The organism is Agrobacterium sp. V1, assembly GCF_030518355.1.
Classification (GTDB): domain Bacteria; phylum Pseudomonadota; class Alphaproteobacteria; order Rhizobiales; family Rhizobiaceae; genus Agrobacterium; species Agrobacterium cucumeris.
Genome location: NZ_JAULSF010000002.1, coordinates 83,307 through 99,751 on the forward strand (window position 1 = coordinate 83,307; position 16,445 = coordinate 99,751).

Annotated in this window: 17 protein-coding genes; all 17 read left to right on the forward strand. The window is 59.4% G+C overall.

Annotated features, from left to right (window positions below; all coding sequences use genetic code 11):
- Positions 1-4 precede the first annotated feature (4 nt).
- Positions 5-691: a GXGXG domain-containing protein gene (locus QSV77_RS14550; RefSeq protein WP_302734025.1), complete on the forward strand. Its 687-nt coding sequence runs from the start codon at positions 5-7 to the stop codon at positions 689-691.
- 16 nt (positions 692-707) lie between these two features.
- Positions 708-2,036, forward strand: coding sequence for an FMN-binding glutamate synthase family protein (locus QSV77_RS14555; protein ID WP_046799983.1), 1,329 nt, complete (start codon positions 708-710; stop codon positions 2,034-2,036).
- 85 nt (positions 2,037-2,121) lie between these two features.
- Entirely contained in the window at positions 2,122-3,429 is a 1,308-nt protein-coding gene (gene glnT / locus QSV77_RS14560; protein WP_302734026.1) for a type III glutamate--ammonia ligase, read from the forward strand.
- 88 nt (positions 3,430-3,517) lie between these two features.
- Positions 3,518-4,402: a formyltetrahydrofolate deformylase gene (gene purU, locus QSV77_RS14565; protein WP_302734027.1), complete on the forward strand. Its 885-nt coding sequence runs from the start codon at positions 3,518-3,520 to the stop codon at positions 4,400-4,402.
- A gap of 158 nt (positions 4,403-4,560) precedes the next feature.
- Complete coding sequence (locus QSV77_RS14570) at positions 4,561-5,256, forward strand: GntR family transcriptional regulator (RefSeq protein ID WP_065117327.1); 696 nt, start codon at positions 4,561-4,563, stop codon at positions 5,254-5,256.
- 183 nt (positions 5,257-5,439) lie between these two features.
- Entirely contained in the window at positions 5,440-6,300 is an 861-nt protein-coding gene (locus QSV77_RS14575) for a transporter substrate-binding domain-containing protein (RefSeq protein WP_065117328.1), read from the forward strand.
- A 75-nt stretch (positions 6,301-6,375) separates the two neighbouring features.
- Positions 6,376-7,065, forward strand: coding sequence for an amino acid ABC transporter permease (locus QSV77_RS14580; protein ID WP_046799979.1), 690 nt, complete (start codon positions 6,376-6,378; stop codon positions 7,063-7,065).
- A gap of 29 nt (positions 7,066-7,094) precedes the next feature.
- Positions 7,095-7,826 (forward strand): amino acid ABC transporter ATP-binding protein, encoded by a 732-nt coding sequence (locus tag QSV77_RS14585; protein WP_302735254.1) that lies wholly within the window; start codon positions 7,095-7,097, stop codon positions 7,824-7,826.
- Positions 7,827-7,924: 98 nt separating this feature from the next.
- Complete coding sequence (locus tag QSV77_RS14590; RefSeq protein ID WP_302734028.1) at positions 7,925-9,103, forward strand: iron-containing alcohol dehydrogenase; 1,179 nt, start codon at positions 7,925-7,927, stop codon at positions 9,101-9,103.
- 117 nt (positions 9,104-9,220) lie between these two features.
- Complete coding sequence (locus tag QSV77_RS14595; protein WP_006316014.1) at positions 9,221-9,823, forward strand: amino acid synthesis family protein; 603 nt, start codon at positions 9,221-9,223, stop codon at positions 9,821-9,823.
- A gap of 11 nt (positions 9,824-9,834) precedes the next feature.
- Positions 9,835-10,680 carry an alpha/beta fold hydrolase gene (locus QSV77_RS14600; protein ID WP_302734030.1) on the forward strand — a complete coding sequence of 282 codons (846 nt, stop codon included), beginning with the start codon at positions 9,835-9,837 and terminating at the stop codon, positions 10,678-10,680.
- Entirely contained in the window at positions 10,677-11,615 is a 939-nt protein-coding gene (locus QSV77_RS14605; protein WP_302734031.1) for a flavin reductase family protein, read from the forward strand. The genes QSV77_RS14600 and QSV77_RS14605 overlap by 4 nt, the downstream gene beginning before the upstream one ends.
- Positions 11,612-12,652, forward strand: a complete 1,041-nt coding sequence (locus tag QSV77_RS14610) for an LLM class flavin-dependent oxidoreductase (protein ID WP_302734032.1) — start codon at positions 11,612-11,614, stop codon at positions 12,650-12,652. The genes QSV77_RS14605 and QSV77_RS14610 overlap by 4 nt, the downstream gene beginning before the upstream one ends.
- A 3-nt stretch (positions 12,653-12,655) precedes the next feature.
- Positions 12,656-14,122, forward strand: coding sequence for an aldehyde dehydrogenase (locus QSV77_RS14615; RefSeq protein ID WP_302734033.1), 1,467 nt, complete (start codon positions 12,656-12,658; stop codon positions 14,120-14,122).
- 4 nt (positions 14,123-14,126) lie between these two features.
- Entirely contained in the window at positions 14,127-14,441 is a 315-nt protein-coding gene (locus QSV77_RS14620; RefSeq protein WP_302734034.1) for an NIPSNAP family protein, read from the forward strand.
- Between the two features lie 57 nt (positions 14,442-14,498).
- Positions 14,499-15,509, forward strand: a complete 1,011-nt coding sequence (locus QSV77_RS14625) for an ABC transporter substrate-binding protein (protein ID WP_302734035.1) — start codon at positions 14,499-14,501, stop codon at positions 15,507-15,509.
- 107 nt (positions 15,510-15,616) lie between these two features.
- Positions 15,617-16,444, forward strand: a complete 828-nt coding sequence (locus QSV77_RS14630) for an ABC transporter permease (protein WP_302735255.1) — start codon at positions 15,617-15,619, stop codon at positions 16,442-16,444.
- Position 16,445: the final 1 nt, after the last annotated feature.

A 16,445-nucleotide genomic window follows, 5' to 3' on the forward strand; every position in this document is an offset into this window, starting at 1 on the left:
ATCCATGCCAGTTTTCGATCTCTCCCACACGCCATTGCGTGAACTCAACAGTGCGCTCCACGGCCTTTCCTCTGGAGCCAACGACACTGAATTCGAAGTCGTCAATCCGCGCGGCCACCATGCCGTTGCTGTCGGCATCGAGAGCCCTGTTATCGTCGATGTACGCGGCTCGGTCGGTTATTATTGCGCCGGCATGAATGATGGCGGCACCGTCACCGTGCACGGTTCGGCCGGGCCGGGCGTTGCGGAAAACATGATGTCCGGGACCGTCGTCATCGAGGGTGATGCTTCGCAATATGCCGGCGCCACCGGTCGCGGCGGGCTTCTGGTTATCAGGGGCAATGCCGCCTCCCGCTGCGGCATTTCCATGAAGGGCATCGATATCGTCGTGAAGGGTAATATCGGCCACATGTCCGCCTTCATGGGCCAGTCCGGCCATCTCGTCGTCTGCGGCGATGCGGGGGATGCGCTGGGCGATTCCCTTTATGAGGCGAAGCTTTTCGTGCGCGGTTCGGTGAAAAGCCTCGGTGCTGATTGCATCGAAAAGGAGATGCGGCCCGAACATCTCGAAAAGCTTGCCGAACTCCTCGAAAAGGCCGGCGTCACCGATGTCAGCCCCGGTGAGTTCAAGCGCTACGGCTCGGCCCGCACGCTCTACAATTTCAACATCGACAACGCCGACGCGTATTGAGGCGAGGGATATTCCGATGAGCTATCACAACCCCTTCACCCCGCCGCGTAAATCCGCAACATTCGATGATCACACGCTGGCGGAAATCCGCCGCGCAGCGGCGACCGGCATCTATGACATTCGCGGCGCCGGCACCAAGCGCAAGGTGCCGCATTTCGATGACCTGCTGTTTCTCGGCGCGTCGATCTCGCGTTATCCGCTCGAGGGCTACCGCGAAAAGTGTGATACGACCGTCACGCTCGGCACGCGCTTCGCCAAAAAGCCGATTACGTTGAAAACGCCGATCACCATTGCCGGCATGAGTTTCGGCGCGCTTTCGGGCAATGCCAAGGAAGCGCTCGGCCGTGGCGCGACCATCGCCGGCACGTCCACCACGACTGGTGATGGCGGCATGACGGATGAGGAGCGCGGCCATAGCCAGACGCTGGTTTACCAGTATCTGCCCTCTCGTTACGGCATGAACCCGAAAGACCTGCGCCGTGCGGACGCCATCGAGGTCGTGGTCGGCCAGGGCGCGAAGCCGGGCGGTGGCGGCATGTTGCTCGGCCAGAAGATTTCCGATCGCGTCGCCAACATGCGCAACCTGCCGAAGGGCATCGACCAGCGCTCCGCCTGCCGCCACCCTGATTGGACCGGCCCTGATGATCTCGAAATCAAGATCCTCGAGCTGCGCGAAATCACCGACTGGGAAAAACCGATCTACATCAAGGTTGGTGGTGCACGCCCCTATTACGACACGGCTTTGGCGGTGAAGGCCGGTGCCGATGTGGTGGTGCTTGACGGCATGCAGGGCGGCACGGCCGCCACGCAGGATGTCTTCATCGAAAATGTCGGCATGCCAACGCTTGCCTGCATTCGCCCAGCCGTGCAGGCGTTGCAGGATCTCGGCATGCACCGCAAGGTGCAGCTCATCGTCTCCGGCGGCATCCGCTCAGGCGCTGATGTCGCCAAGGCGTTGGCGCTCGGTGCTGATGCGGTTGCGATTGGAACTGCGGCGCTGGTGGCGTTGGGTGACAATGATCCGCATTGGGAAGCGGAATATCAGAAACTCGGCACCACCGCCGGCGCTTATGATGACTGGCATGAGGGCAAAGACCCCGCCGGCATCACCACGCAGGACCCGGAATTGGCAGCACGCCTTGATCCCGTCGCCGCCGGCCGCCGCCTCGCCAATTACCTGAAGGTCATGACGCTCGAGGCGCAGACCATCGCGCGCGCCTGCGGCAAGAACCATCTCCACAATCTGGAGCCGGAAGATCTGGTGGCGCTGACCATGGAGGCTGCGGCAATGGCGCAGGTTCCGCTGGCGGGAACGAACTGGTTCCCGGGGAAAGGCAGCTTTTAAGCCATAAAGAACGGACGGGCGCATTTGGGAGGATGTGCCCGTCTTTTTTCAATGAAGTGTCTGATACCAAAAAAAGGGGAATGACGTGACACTGGACCTCTCCAAATTTGCTGCCGAAAAGGGCATCAAATATTTCATGATCAGTTATACCGATCTCTTCGGCGGCCAGCGCGCCAAGCTGGTACCTGCGGAAGCCATTGCCGATATGCAGAAGGGCGGGGCGGGTTTTGCCGGTTTTGCCACATGGTTCGATCTGACGCCTGCCCATCCCGATCTTTTTGCCGTACCCGATGCCTCGTCGGTCATCCAGCTTCCGTGGAAAAGGGATGTCGCCTGGGTTGCTGCCGATTGCGTCATGGAAGACCAGCCGGTGGAACAAGCGCCGCGGGTGGTTTTGAAAAAGCTCATCGCGGAAGCGGCAAGTGCGGGGCTGCGGGTCAAGACCGGCGTTGAGCCGGAATTTTTCCTGATTTCGCCTGACGGTGCGAAAATCTCCGACGAATATGATACGGCGGAAAAGCCGTGCTACGACCAGCAGGCGGTGATGCGCCGTTACGATGTGATCGCCGAGATTTGCGATTACATGCTGGAACTGGGCTGGAAGCCCTACCAGAATGACCATGAGGACGCGAATGGCCAGTTCGAGATGAACTGGGAATATGATGATGCGCTGCAGACCGCCGACAAACATTCCTTTTTCAAGTTCATGGTCAAATCCGTCGCCGAAAAGCACGGGCTGCGCGCCACCTTCATGCCGAAGCCTTTCAAGGGCCTGACCGGCAATGGCTGCCATGCCCATATCTCGGTCTGGGATCTCGACGGCAAGATCAATGCCTTTGCCGACAAGGCAATGCCTTTCGGGCTTTCTGCCAAGGGCAAGACTTTTCTCGGTGGCATCATGAAACATGCCTCCGCTCTAGCGGCGGTCACCAACCCCACGGTCAATTCCTACAAGCGCATCAACGCGCCGCGCACCATTTCGGGTGCGACCTGGGCGCCAAACACGGTGACATGGACCGGTAATAACCGCACGCATATGGTGCGCGTACCGGGGCCGGGGCGGTTTGAACTGCGCCTGCCGGATGGCGCTGTGAACCCCTATCTGCTGCAGGCCATCATCATCGCCGCCGGCCTCTCCGGCGTCCGTTCAAAGGCCGATCCCGGTCCGCATCACGACATCGACATGTATCGCGAGGGCCACAAGGTCACGGATGCTCCGAAGCTGCCGCTCAATCTTCTCGATGCGCTGCGCGAATATGAGAAGGATGCGGAATTGCAGCAGGCGCTGGGCGTTGAATTCTCGAAGGCCTATCTCAAGCTCAAGCAGGGTGAGTGGAACAGCTATTGCTCGCAGTTCACCGCCTGGGAGCATCAGACCACGCTCGACGTTTGACCCGGTTTTCCCCGCCGCCCTTGCGGCTCTTCCCGCGCTCGTCAAACGGCGCGGGTTTTTCCCTTATTGATGACAGAGAGAACGCCAGATGACGAATTTCGTCCTGACCGTAACATGCAAGTCCACCCGTGGCATCGTCGCCGCCCTTTCAGGCTTTCTGGCTGACAAGGGCTGCAACATCATCGACAGTTCGCAGTTCGATGATCTGGGCACAGGTCGCTTCTTCATGCGTGTGGGTTTCATTTCGGAGGAGGGAGCAAAACGCGACGAGCTTATGGCCGGGCTTGCACCGATCTCGGAAAAGTTCGGCATGGAGGTGGCGCTGCACGACCAGTCCGAACGGATGAAGGTTCTTTTGATGGTGTCGCGCTTCGGCCATTGCCTCAACGATCTGCTGTATCGCTGGCGCATCGGCGCCCTGCCGATCGATATTGTCGGCGTGGTCTCCAACCACTTCGAATACCAGAAGGTCGTCGTCAACCACGACATTCCCTTCCACCACATTCCGGTGACGAAAGAAAACAAGCCGCAGGCCGAAGCCCGGATCATGGAGATCGCTGAAAGCACCGGAACGGAACTCATCGTGCTCGCCCGTTACATGCAGGTGCTATCCGACAGGATGTGCGCGGCGATGTCGGGAAAGATCATCAATATCCACCACTCCTTCCTGCCATCCTTCAAGGGCGCCAATCCCTATAAACAGGCCTATCAGCGCGGTGTGAAGCTGATCGGCGCGACGGCGCATTATGTGACTGCGGATCTGGATGAAGGCCCGATCATCGAGCAGGATATCGTGCGCATCACCCATGCGCAGAGTGCGGAGGATTACGTGTCGCTTGGCCGCGATGTGGAAGCACAGGTGCTGGCCCGCGCCATTCACGCCCACATCCACCGGCGGGTATTCCTGAACGGCAGCCGAACCGTGGTGTTTCCGCCCGGTCCCGGCTCCTATGCCTCGGAAAGAATGGGATAAGGTTTCCCGGTGCTGCGGCAGGCTGTTCTGCCGTGCGGTCTGCTGTTGCCATAAAGATGATGCGCGGCTAAATAAGTTGGTACGCCATAATATCAAGAGCCAGAACCTGCTTTGGCGTGCGGCGAGCCGAAGCGGAATGTGCCAAACGAGGTGATACCATGACCGGTGCTTTGCAGGGAACTGCCATTCGCGTTGAGCGTCCGACGAAGACGCTGAGGGAACTTGCGCTCGACAAGGTGCGGGATGCCATCGTGAATGGTTATTTCCGCCCGGGAGACCGTCTGGTGGAGCGTGATCTCTGCGCCCAGCTCGGCGTTTCCCGCACCATTGTGCGCGAGGTCTTGCGGCATCTGGAATCCGAGGGGCTGGTGGCGAATTTGCCCAACAAGGGGCCCATGGTCGCGCTGCTCGATTTGGATGAGGCCAAGCAGATCTACGAAATTCGCGGTGCGCTGGAGGGAATGGCGGCACGCCTTTGCGCCGAACGCCGCGATCCCGCCATCGTCGAGGCGCTGGAGGTTTCGCTCAGGCACATCCGTGAAAGTTATCTCGCGAAGGATATGCCGGGCGTGCTGGCACATACCTCGTCCTTTTACCAGACCTTGTTCAGCAAGATCGACCGGCATGTCGCCTGGGGCGTCGTCAATCTGCTGACGGTTCGGATCAACCATCTGCGCTCCATGACCATCAAGACGAAAAGCCGCGATACCGACGGTCCGGCGCAGATGGAAAAGATCGTTGAGGCCATCCGAAAGGGTGACGGTGACGCTGCCTACAAGGCCGCGCTCGACCACGTCACAAGCGCCTGCGCCATCGCCGAAGCCGTTCTGACGGCGCAAAAAACCGCTGACTGACGGTTTTCGGTGCCCCGATTATCCCGCCCTTGTGGCTACCCTGCTGGGAGCCGCAAGGTTGCGATTATTATGTTTACCGTTGTTTTTCAGTAATTTAGAAAAATCCTTAGCCGCTTCTTGACAGGGCAAACCGTTTGGTGTGATGGTATGCCATAATAAATAATATAAAGAGCGGAGCTTAATATGAACTGGAATCCGATTTCCCGGAAATGCACAGCCGTGCGCGCCAAAACCTTCCTGGCCGGCGTTGCCATCACTCTTTTTGCCGGTGCTGCTGTTGCTCAGGACTGCACACCGAAAATATCCGACGATCATCTCATCAAGCCCGGTCATCTCGTCATGGCCACCAGCCCGACCCTGCCGCCCATGGCCTATGCGGATCAGCAGGGTGTCCTTAAAGGGCTGCGCATTGAGCTGGGTTATGAAATCGCCAAGCGTCTGTGCCTGAAGCCGGAATATATCAGCACCGAATATGCGACCATGGTGCCGGGCCTGCAGGGTGGCCGCTGGGACATGATCAATGCCGGCCTGTTCGTAACGGCAGAGCGACGCAAGATCCTGTTCATGATCCCCTATGAAAACCTCGCCATCAGCATTTCCACGGCGGTCGGCGCGTCCGATCCCATCACCAAGGTCGATGATCTCGCCGGCAAGGCCGTCAGCACCGATATTGGCGGTTATGCCGAACGCAAGATCAAGGAACTGAACGAAGACTTCAAGAAGCGCGGTCTGGCGCCGATGACGATCAACCTCTTCGACAATTATGCGACGGTTTATCAGGCGTTGCGCGCCGGCCAGGTGCAGGCAGCGGTATCGATCGATCCGGTTGCCAAACAATATCAGGATCGCGGTGAATTCACCCATGCGCTTTCCGGCATGTATCCCACACCCGGTTCGCTTTCCTTCGGTAACAAGGACGTCGCCGACGCCGTCTCTGCCGCTCTGAAGGAGATGAAGGCCGATGGTGCACTCGAGAAGCTGATGGGCGGGTATGGCGTCAGCATTGCGCCGGGCGATCTCGCCGTTCTTGGCCCGGAAGGCTGAATTCCATCCATCTGAACAGTCATCGCGGCGGGAAAGCTCTCGCCGCGACCGTTCCCGCATGAATTGGAGAAAGACGTGAAGGGTTGGAACTGGGAAGGTTTCTTCGAATATCTGACGAATTATTATCTGTTCGAGGGCGCGCTGGTGACGCTCGGCCTCACTGTTTTCGCCATGACGGCGGGTCTGGCGCTGGGCTTCGTTATTGCGGTGATGCGCATGTCGAAATACCGGTTCCTGTCCGGGCCGGCCTATTTCTACACCTGGATCTTTCGCGGCACGCCGCTTCTGGTGCAACTCATCATCATCTATACCGGTCTGCCGCAGATCGGCATCAAGCTGACGGTTCTGCAATCAACGCTGATTGGCCTGTCGCTCTGTGAAGCGGCCTATCTGTCGGAAATCGTCCGGGCGGGCATTGCTGCGGTTCCAAAGGGCCAGATCAATGCGGCCCGCGCCATCGGCATGACCGAGGCGCAGGTGATGCGGTACATCGTTGCGCCGCAGGCCTTTCGCATCATCATTCCGCCGCTCGGCAATTCCGTCAACGGCGTGCTCAAGACGACGTCGATCGCTTCGATCATTTCCATGGAAGAGCTTCTGCGCCGCACGCAGGTGCTCATTCAGGAAAAGTTCCTGGTTCTCGAACTCTTCATGGTCGCAGCCCTTTATTATCTCGCCATGACGACTGCCTGGGAACTGATCCAGCGCCGGATCGAAAAGCGGTTCGGCAAGGCCTATGGCCCCATGTCGACTGACGTGCATTAAGGAGCGGTCCGATGTCGCAAGCAATCAGCATGATCGAACTACAGTCCGTCAACAAATGGTACGGCCCGAATTTTCAGGTTCTGACCAATTGCAGCCTGAATGTCGCCAAGGGCGAAGTCGTCGTGATCTGCGGGCCTTCCGGTTCCGGAAAATCTACCCTGATCAAATGCGTCAATGCGCTGGAGACGATTGGCAACGGCGTCATCACGGTCAACGGTGTGGAGGTGACAGATCCTAAGACCGATATGCCGAAACTGCGCTCCAGGGTGGGCATGGTGTTTCAGCATTTCGAACTTTTCCCGCATATGACGATTCTTGAAAATCTTTGCATCGGGCAGGAGAAGGTTCTGGGCCGTTCGCCGGCGGAAGCGCTTGCCAAGGCCAGTGCCCTTCTCGAACGGGTGGGGTTGACGGCGCATGCCAGGAAATATCCGGGGCAATTGTCGGGCGGTCAGCAACAGCGCGTCGCCATTGCCCGTGCGCTGGCGATGGACCCGGTCGCCATGCTGTTCGATGAGCCGACATCGGCGCTCGATCCGGAAATGATCAATGAGGTCCTCGACGTCATGGTCTCACTCGCGCAGGAGGGCATGACGATGATGGTGGTGACGCATGAGATGGGTTTTGCCCGCAAGGTGGCGGACCGCATCGTCTTCATGGATGGCGGCGAAATCGTCGAAATCGGTGAGGGCGACAGTTTCTTCACCCATCCGAAGACGGAGCGTGCCCGCTCCTTCCTGTCGAAAATCCTGGCGCATTAGGCTCATCTCGGCCTGAGCGGGATAACGATATTTCGCTCTAGGTCATCGGGCCTTCGGCCTTTCCGAACAATGCAGAATGAGAGTGGCGGAGAACTGCAATGATAAACCGTGTCCTGATGCCCCGCGAAATGTTGATCGGCGGCGGCAGCCGTTTCCGATTGCCGGCCATGCTGAAATCGCTCGGCGTCAATCGTCCTCTGCTCGTCTGTGACCCCGTGATGAAGAAGCTCGGCCATGCCGATGCGCTTTTGCAGGCGCTTTCAGGCGAAGGCATAAATGGCGCCATTTTCTCCGAAGTCGTTGAGGACCCGACGGACATATCGATCGCTGCTTTGGTGAAGCGCATTTCCGATGGCAGACATGACGGTCTTGTCGCCCTCGGTGGCGGTAGCGCCATGGATACCGCAAAGGCAGGCGCCATCGTCGCGACCAGCGGCGAAGAGTTGCGCACCCTGAAGGTGCCGCGGATCGTGGATTTCGCCGTCATGCCGGTGATTGCTATCCCCACCACCGCCGGCACCGGATCGGAAGTGACCCGCGCCGCCGTCGTTACCGATACGGTGGCAAGCGAAAAAATGCTGATCCTTGGCACCGCCGCTTTGCCTGTCGCGGCCATCATCGATTACGAGCTGACGCTGACCTGCCCCTACCGCGTCACCGTCGATACCGGCATCGATGCGTTGACCCACGCGCTGGAGGCGCTGGTCAACCGTAACGGCAATGCCCATTCCGAAGCGCTGGCGCTTTCCGCGCTGAAGCTGATCGGCGCAAATCTTGAAAAAGTGGCTGATAATCCTGATGGCCGGGATGCGCGCGAAGCGATGATGCTGGGCGCAACCCATGCCGGGCTTGCCGTCTCCAACACATCGACTGCGCTTATCCATGGTCTCAGCCGGCCGGTCGGTGCTTTTTTCCATGTGCCGCATGGCATGTCGAATGCGATGGTGCTGCCACTGGTCACGCAGTTTTCGCTGAATTTCGCTTTGCCGCACTATGCCGCTGCCGCCCGTGCGCTGGGTTGTGCCAGCGCGGCGGATAGCGACCAGATTGCCGGCACAAAGCTGGTGGAGGCCTTCATCGGCCTGAACAGGCGGCTGAAGGTGCCGACCCCGCAAGAGTTCGGCATCGACAGGAGCCGCTATCTCGAACTGTTGCCGGAAATGGTGCGTCAGGGCCTCGCGTCCGGCACGCCCGCCAATAACCCCCGGGTGCCCACAATTGCTGAAATGACGCGTCTGTACGAGCTCGCCTATGACGGAAGAATCGCGGAATTTTAAGCTATAACATACTGTTAAAATTAATGATTTTCGATTCTGAAAACGAAAATCATCTGGCCCTTGACACTAATGTATTATGGCATACCATAAGACATCATATTTACGGAGAGAACGTCCATGTCCATCCAGATCCGCAAGACCCTGCTGCAGGTCGAAACGACGTTGATTGAGGGAGGCAAGGCTGCCGCTACGCCCTTGAAGCTGTTCAGCGCGATTGCGGTCGTGAAAAATCCCTGGGCGGGAAAAGGCTTCGTCGAAAACCTGAAGCCGGAAATCCATGCCGGTGCGCCCGTGCTTGGCGAGTTGCTGACGAAGATGATCCTTGATGCCGTCGGCTCGGGCGAAGCTGTGGAGGCCTATGGCAAGGCGGCGGTCGTCGGGCTGGATGGCGAGATCGAGCATGCGTCCGCACTCATCCACACGCTGCGGTTCGGCAATCATTATCGCCAGGCGGTTGGCGCGAAATCTTACCTAGCCTTCTGTAACACCCGTGGTCCGGGCAATGCACCGATCATGATCCCGCTGATGGACAAGAATGATGAAGGCCGCCGTTCGCATTATCTGACCATTCAGACCGCCATTCCTGATGCCCCGGCCGCCGATGAGATCGTCGTCGCACTCGGCGCTTCGGTTGGCGGTCGGCCTCACCACCGCATTGGCGATCGTTACCAGGATCTGCAGGATCTCGGTCAGGATGTTGCCAACCCGGCCGGCGTTTGAGGGTGACGCCAATGCAGGAGGCCGCCACCACCTCACGGGTCAATGTTGCAAAGGCAGGTGCTGCCGCGCTCCCTCGCAAGACGACCGAGGGCGGGGCGGCTTATTTCGAAGCCGGTGCGGGTGAGGATCTGATCCTCATCCACGGCGTCGGCATGCGGCTTGAAGCATGGGAGCCGCAGATCGAAGTTTTTTCCCGGACGCACCGTGTCATCGCGGTCGATATGCCGGGCCATGGCGGCAGCGCACGTTTGGCCGCGGGCAGCACGCTTACGGATTTTGTCGGCTGGTTCGGCCGTTTTCTTGACGATATGCGGATTGCACGCGCCAATGTTGCCGGCCATTCTATGGGCGCATTGATTTCCGGTGGAGCGGCAGCAACCTTCGGAGATCGCATTGCGCGCGTCGGTTACCTGAACGGCGTCTATCGCCGTGATCCGGTGGCAAAAGCAGCGGTGCTTGCCCGTGCGGCGGCAATTCGCACCGAGGGCGTGGACAAGGAAGGTCCGCTGCTTCGCTGGTTCGGCGATGATGCCAAGAGCCAGCATGCGCGCGAACTGACACGCGGTTGGCTGGAAATGGTCGACCCGGAAGGTTACGCAGTTGCTTACACGGCCTTTGCGGGCGGGGATGAGACCTATGCGGATCGCTGGCCTTCGGTCGCTTGCCCCGCGCTTTTCCTGACTGGTTCTGATGATCCGAATTCGACGCCGCAGATGGCCGAGCAGATGGCGGCAATCACGCCGCGCGGTTACGCTCGCATCGTTGAGGCGCACCGGCATATGGTCAATCTGACCGCACCTGAAACTGTCAATGCACTGATGGCCGAATGGCTGGCTATTGAGGAGGAGCCGCAATGACTGTTGCAACCCTTGACCCGCGCGCCTTGCGCGACGCATTCGGCGCTTTCGTGACGGGCGTAACGATCGTGACCACGCGGGATGACGCGGGAAAGCCGGTGGGCTTCACCGCAAATTCTTTCACTTCCGTTTCGCTCGATCCGCCGCTGCTGTTGATCTGCCTCGCACGCACCTCGCGCAATTTCGCGACGATGACCGGCGCAAAAAACTTCGCCGTCAACATTCTGTCGGAAAACCAGAAGGACTTGTCCAACACCTTCGCCCGCCCGGTGGAGGATCGTTTTGCTGCCGCCGCCTGGTCGGATGCGCCGCAGCGGTCGCCTGTGTTCGCTGATGTTGCGGCCTGGTTTGAGTGCTCCATGCAGGAGGTTATCGAGGCGGGCGATCACGTCATCCTGCTTGGGCGCATTGGTGCTTTCGACAATAGCGGCCTGAACGGTCTGGGCTACGCGCGTGGCGGTTATTTCACGCCGATGCTGGCCGCCAAGGCGGTCTCGGCGGCAGCCGAGGGCGAAATTACGGTTGGCGCGGTGCTGGAGCGGCGCGGCGAGATTTACCTCGTTGGTGATGACGTGCTGTCGCTGCCCGGCTGCGTCGTCGCAGGCGGTGATCCCGTTGCGGCGCTGACATCGCGCCTTGAGGAGCTGACGGGCCTCTCCGTCAGGACGGGCTTCCTCTACTCCGTTTATGAAAACAAGGCGGATGGACGCCAGCATATCGTCTACCACGCACTTGCCGACGGTGACGACGCGCCGGAACAGGGTCGTTTCCTGTTGCCGAGTGCGCTTGGCTCCACAAAATTCGATTCCGCCGCGACTGCGGACATCGTCAATCGTTTCGCGCTGGAAAGTTCCATCGGCAATTTCGGTGTCTATGTCGGCAACGAGACCGCCGGCAAGGTCCATCCCATTTCCATGAAGGGGGCAAACCCATGAAATTTTCGCTCTTCGTCCACATGGAACGGCTGGACGCCTCGCAGGATCACAAGACGCTTTATGAAGAGTTCGTCACCCTTTGCGAGATTGCCGATCGCGGCGGCATGCATGCCATCTGGACCGGCGAACATCACGGCATGGATTTTACCATTGCCCCGAACCCCTTCGTAACGATTGCCGATCTCGCGCGCCGCACGAAGACGGCACGTCTCGGCACCGGCACGGTCATCGCGCCCTTTTGGCATCCGATCAAACTGGCGGGTGAAGCGGCGATGACGGATCTCATCTGCGATGGCCGCCTTGATATCGGCATTGCTCGCGGTGCCTATTCCTTTGAATATGAACGGCTGCTTCCCGGCCTCGACGCCTGGGGTGCCGGCCAGCGCATGCGCGAGCTGATCCCGGCCGTTAAAGGTGTCTGGGCGGGCGATTATGCCCATGACGGCGAGTTCTTCCAATTTCCGGCCACCACGTCGGCCCCGAAGCCCTTGCAGCAACCCTTTCCGCCGATCTGGGTGGCGGCGCGTGATCCGAATTCGCATGAATTCGCCGTCGCCAATGATTGCAACGTGCAGGTGACGCCGCTGTGGCAGGGCGATGACGAGGTGGAAACCCTGATGGGCCGCTTCAACGATGCATGCGCCAAAAACCCGGAAAAACAGCGGCCGAAAATCATGCTGCTGCGCCACACCTATGTGGGGTCCGATGCAGCCGATATCGCCCAGGCGGCACATGAGATGAGCGTTTATTACAATTACTTCTTCGCCTGGTTCAAAAACGAGAAGCCGGTTCATCAGGGTCTGATCGAGCGCATTGCGCTGGAGGATATTGCCGGAAATGCCATGCTTTCCGGCGACGTCATGCGCAAGAACAATGTCGTCGGCGATGCAGATGAAGTCATTACCCGGCTTAAAGCCTACGAGGCCATGGGTTACGACGAATATTCCTTCTGGATCGACACCGGCATGAGCTTCGAGCGGAAGAAAGCCTCACTGGAGCGTTTCCTTTCCGATGTCATGCCGGCTTTCAAGGAGTAAGTGATGCGCCGTTTTCAGTGCTATATCGACGGACGTTTCGAGGATGGCGAGGCCAGCTTTTCAAGCCTTGATCCGGCAACCGGCACGGCATGGGCCGAAATGCCGGAAAGCCGGGAAGCGGATATCGGCCGCGCCGTCAATGCCGCGCACCGGGCGCTTTATGAGGATGTGGCCTGGTCGAAGCTGACGGCGACGCAGCGCGGCAAGCTGCTTTACCGGCTGGCCGATCTGGTTGCGGAAAATGCAAAGACGCTGGCCGAGCTCGAAACCCGCGATACCGGCAAGATCATCCGCGAAACCTCCGCGCAGATCGCCTATGTCGCGGATTATTACCGCTATTATGCCGGGCTAGCCGACAAGATCGAGGGCGCTTATCTGCCGATCGACAAGCCGGATATGGATGTCTGGCTGCGGCGCGAGCCGGTTGGCGTGGTGGCGGCGATTGTGCCGTGGAACAGCCAGCTGTTTCTCGCCGCCGTCAAGATCGGCCCGGCGCTCGCCGCCGGCTGCACCATCGTCGTCAAGGCCTCAGAAGATGGACCGGCACCGCTGCTGGAATTTGCCCGGCTGGTGCATGAGGCCGGTTTTCCGGCTGGCGTCGTTAATATCGTTACCGGTTTCGGTGCGTCCTGCGGCACCGCGCTCACTACACATCCGAAGGTGGCGCACATCGCCTTTACCGGCGGGCCGGAAACGGCGCGTCACATCGTACGTAATTCGGCTGAAAACCTTGCCTCGACGTCGCTGGAACTCGGCGGCAAGTCGCCGATCCTCGTTTTCGCCGATGCCGATCTTGAGAGCGCCGCCAATGCGCAGGTGGCGGGCATTTTTGCCGCGACCGGCCAGAGCTGTGTCGCCGGCTCGCGGCTGATTATCGAAAGAAGCGTCAAGGACCGTTTCCTCCAGATTCTGGCTGGGAAGGCCGAGGCGATCCGTATCGGTTCACCGCTGGAGATGGCGACGGAAGTGGGGCCATTGGCGACGGAGCGCCAGCGCAAGCACATCGTCTCACTGGTTTCCGCTTCCGTGGATGCCGGTGCGAAAGTGGTTACCGGTGGTGAGCCTCTGGATGGTGACGGCTATTTCTATAGGCCGACCATTCTTGATTGTGATGGCATCCGTTCTCCTTCCATGGAAAAGGAATTTTTCGGCCCCGTTCTTTCGGTCGTTTCCTTTGAGACCGAGGCCGAAGCCATCGCGCTCGCCAATGATACCGTCTACGGCCTCGCCTCCGGCGTTTTCACGCAGAACCTGACACGCGCCCATCGGCTGATGAAGGCGATCCGTGCCGGCATCGTCTGGGTGAACACCTATCGCGCGGTCTCACCGATAGCGCCTTTCGGTGGCTTTGGCCTCTCGGGTGATGGACGCGAAGGCGGGCTTGCGGCGGCGCTCGATTACACGCGTACCAAGACCATATGGCTGCGTACCTCCGACGACCCGATCCCCGATCCTTTCGTGATGCGGTGAGCCGATGTTTTACGAGATCCGCACCTACAGGCTGAAGAACGGCGCCATCCCGGCCTATCTCAAGGTCGTGGAGGAAGAGGGTATCGAAATCCAGAAAAGCCACCTCGGCGAACTGGTGGGTTACTTCTTTTCCGAGATCGGCCCGATCAACGAAATTGTCCATATCTGGGCTTTTGCAAGCCTTGATGACCGGGAGGAGCGGCGCGCAAAGCTGATGGCCGATCCGCGCTGGTTATCGTTTCTGCCGAAAATTCGCGACCTCATCGAAGTCGCCGAAAACAAGATGATGAAGCCGGCGCGTTTTTCTCCGCTTGTGTGAAAGCCACTGGCCGCGACGTGCATGCCAACGACAAGCTCTAAAACGGAGTAAGGGAACATGAGATCGAAACTGGTATTGACGACATGCGCAGCACTTTTCGCCCTCGGCACGGCCGCACAGGCGAATGATCTGGTCTTTTCCAGCTGGGGAGGAACCACGCAGGACGCCCAGAAGGCGGCCTGGGCCGAAAAATTCATGGTGTCGAGCGGCATCAACGTGCTTCAGGATGGCCCGACCGATTATGGCAAGCTGAAGGCCATGGTTGAGGCAAACGGCGTGACATGGGATGTGGTCGATGTCGAAGGCGACTATGCCGCACAGGCTGGGCCCAAGGGTCTGCTTGAAAAGCTGGATTTCAGCGTCATCGACAAGACGAAACTCGATCCGCGTTTCGTGACGGATTATTCCGTCGGCAGCTTTTATTACTCCTTCGTCATCGGCTGCAATGTTGATGCCGTGGCAACCTGCCCCAAGAGCTGGGCCGATCTGTTCGACACGGCAAAGTTTCCCGGCAAGCGTACCTTCTACAAGTGGTCCGCACCGGGCGTGATCGAAGCTGCCCTTCTTGCGGATGGTGTAGCCGCCGACAAGCTTTATCCGCTTGACCTCGATCGCGCTTTCAAGAAACTCGATACGATCAAATCCGATATCATCTGGTGGTCGGGCGGCGCACAGTCTCAGCAGCTGATCGCGTCGGCGGAAGCGCCCTTCGGCAGCGTCTGGAACGGCCGCATGACGGCGCTTGAGAAAAGCGGCGTGAAGGTGGAGACCTCCTGGGAACAGAACATCACCGCAGCGGATTCCCTCGTCGTGCCCAAGGGAACGAAGAACAGGGATGCGGCGATGAAGTTCATCGCACTCGCCACCTCCGCGCAGGCGCAGGCGGATATGGCGACCGCGACGGGATACGCTCCAGTTAACATCGAGTCTGCCAAGCTGATGGATCCGGAAACGGCCAAGACTCTGCCGGACCAGCAGACCGCGAGCCAGGTCGATGCCGATATGAGCTACTGGGCACAGCATCGCGATGAAATCGGCGAGCGCTGGTACGCCTGGCAGGCGAAATAAGATAACGGCGCGGGCAGCGAAACGCCCGCGCGATTTTCCACGTCCGGGGAGGTTTGGACATGGTCTCGCTAACCGATGAAACAGTCAGCACGAACGCGAGGGCGCGAATGCCCTTCCGGCCCGGCAATTTTGCCGCCATCCTTCCGGCGCTGGTTCTGCTTGTCCTGTTCTTCGTCGTGCCGGTTCTGATCCTGCTGTCGCGCAGCATTACCGAGCCTGTCTTCGGCCTTAGCAACTATGCGGCACTGCTGGGCAGCTCCACCTATCTGAAGATATTCTTCAACACCTTCGTGGTGTCTGCGCTGGTAACGGTGGTGTCGCTGGTGATCGGCTTTCCCGTCGCCTGGGCGCTTGCCATCATGCCGGCGCGGCTTGCCTCCATCGTTTTCGCTATCCTGCTGCTCTCGATGTGGACCAATCTTCTGGCGCGCACCTATGCCTGGATGGTGCTGTTGCAGCGCACGGGTGTGGTGAACAAGACACTGATGAGCCTCGGTATCATCGATCAGCCTCTGCCGCTGGTCAACAATCTCACCGGGGTTACCATCGGCATGACCTATATCATGCTGCCCTTCATCATCATTCCGCTCTACGGCGTCATTCGCAAGATCGACCCGGCCATTCTGCAGGCGGCTTCGCTGTGTGGGGCAACCCGCTGGCAGGCGTTGACCCGTATTCTCATTCCACTTGCCGCACCCGGCATGATCTCCGGCGCGCTGATGGTCTTCGTCATGTCGCTCGGTTATTTCGTCACCCCCGCGCTGCTCGGCGGCACGGCAAACATGATGCTGGCCGAACTCATCGCGCAATTCGTGCAGTCGCTCGTCAATTGGGGCATGGGCGGGGCCGCTGCACTGGTGCTTCTGGTGGTGACGCTCACTCTCTACGCCGTGCAGCTCAAATTCTTCGGCGCGGCCGGGGCAGGGGGGCGCTGAC

What these genes read in the sequence shown, in the direction of transcription:
- QSV77_RS14595 (WP_006316014.1), top strand. Translation starts at nt 9,221, where the DNA reads ATGTCCATCCAGATCCGCAAGACCCTGCTGCAGGTCGAAACGACGTTG.
- QSV77_RS14600 (WP_302734030.1), top strand. Translation starts at nt 9,835, where the DNA reads ATGCAGGAGGCCGCCACCACCTCACGGGTCAATGTTGCAAAGGCAGGT.
- QSV77_RS14610 (WP_302734032.1), top strand. Translation starts at nt 11,612, where the DNA reads ATGAAATTTTCGCTCTTCGTCCACATGGAACGGCTGGACGCCTCGCAG.
- QSV77_RS14555 (WP_046799983.1), top strand. Translation starts at nt 708, where the DNA reads ATGAGCTATCACAACCCCTTCACCCCGCCGCGTAAATCCGCAACATTC.
- QSV77_RS14575 (WP_065117328.1), top strand. Translation starts at nt 5,440, where the DNA reads ATGAACTGGAATCCGATTTCCCGGAAATGCACAGCCGTGCGCGCCAAA.
- QSV77_RS14615 (WP_302734033.1), top strand. Translation starts at nt 12,656, where the DNA reads ATGCGCCGTTTTCAGTGCTATATCGACGGACGTTTCGAGGATGGCGAG.
- QSV77_RS14550 (WP_302734025.1), top strand. Translation starts at nt 5, where the DNA reads ATGCCAGTTTTCGATCTCTCCCACACGCCATTGCGTGAACTCAACAGT.
- QSV77_RS14620 (WP_302734034.1), top strand. Translation starts at nt 14,127, where the DNA reads ATGTTTTACGAGATCCGCACCTACAGGCTGAAGAACGGCGCCATCCCG.
- QSV77_RS14585 (WP_302735254.1), top strand. Translation starts at nt 7,095, where the DNA reads ATGATCGAACTACAGTCCGTCAACAAATGGTACGGCCCGAATTTTCAG.
- QSV77_RS14605 (WP_302734031.1), top strand. Translation starts at nt 10,677, where the DNA reads ATGACTGTTGCAACCCTTGACCCGCGCGCCTTGCGCGACGCATTCGGC.
- QSV77_RS14625 (WP_302734035.1), top strand. Translation starts at nt 14,499, where the DNA reads ATGAGATCGAAACTGGTATTGACGACATGCGCAGCACTTTTCGCCCTC.
- QSV77_RS14630 (WP_302735255.1), top strand. Translation starts at nt 15,617, where the DNA reads ATGCCCTTCCGGCCCGGCAATTTTGCCGCCATCCTTCCGGCGCTGGTT.
- purU (WP_302734027.1), top strand. Translation starts at nt 3,518, where the DNA reads ATGACGAATTTCGTCCTGACCGTAACATGCAAGTCCACCCGTGGCATC.
- QSV77_RS14590 (WP_302734028.1), top strand. Translation starts at nt 7,925, where the DNA reads ATGATAAACCGTGTCCTGATGCCCCGCGAAATGTTGATCGGCGGCGGC.
- QSV77_RS14570 (WP_065117327.1), top strand. Translation starts at nt 4,561, where the DNA reads ATGACCGGTGCTTTGCAGGGAACTGCCATTCGCGTTGAGCGTCCGACG.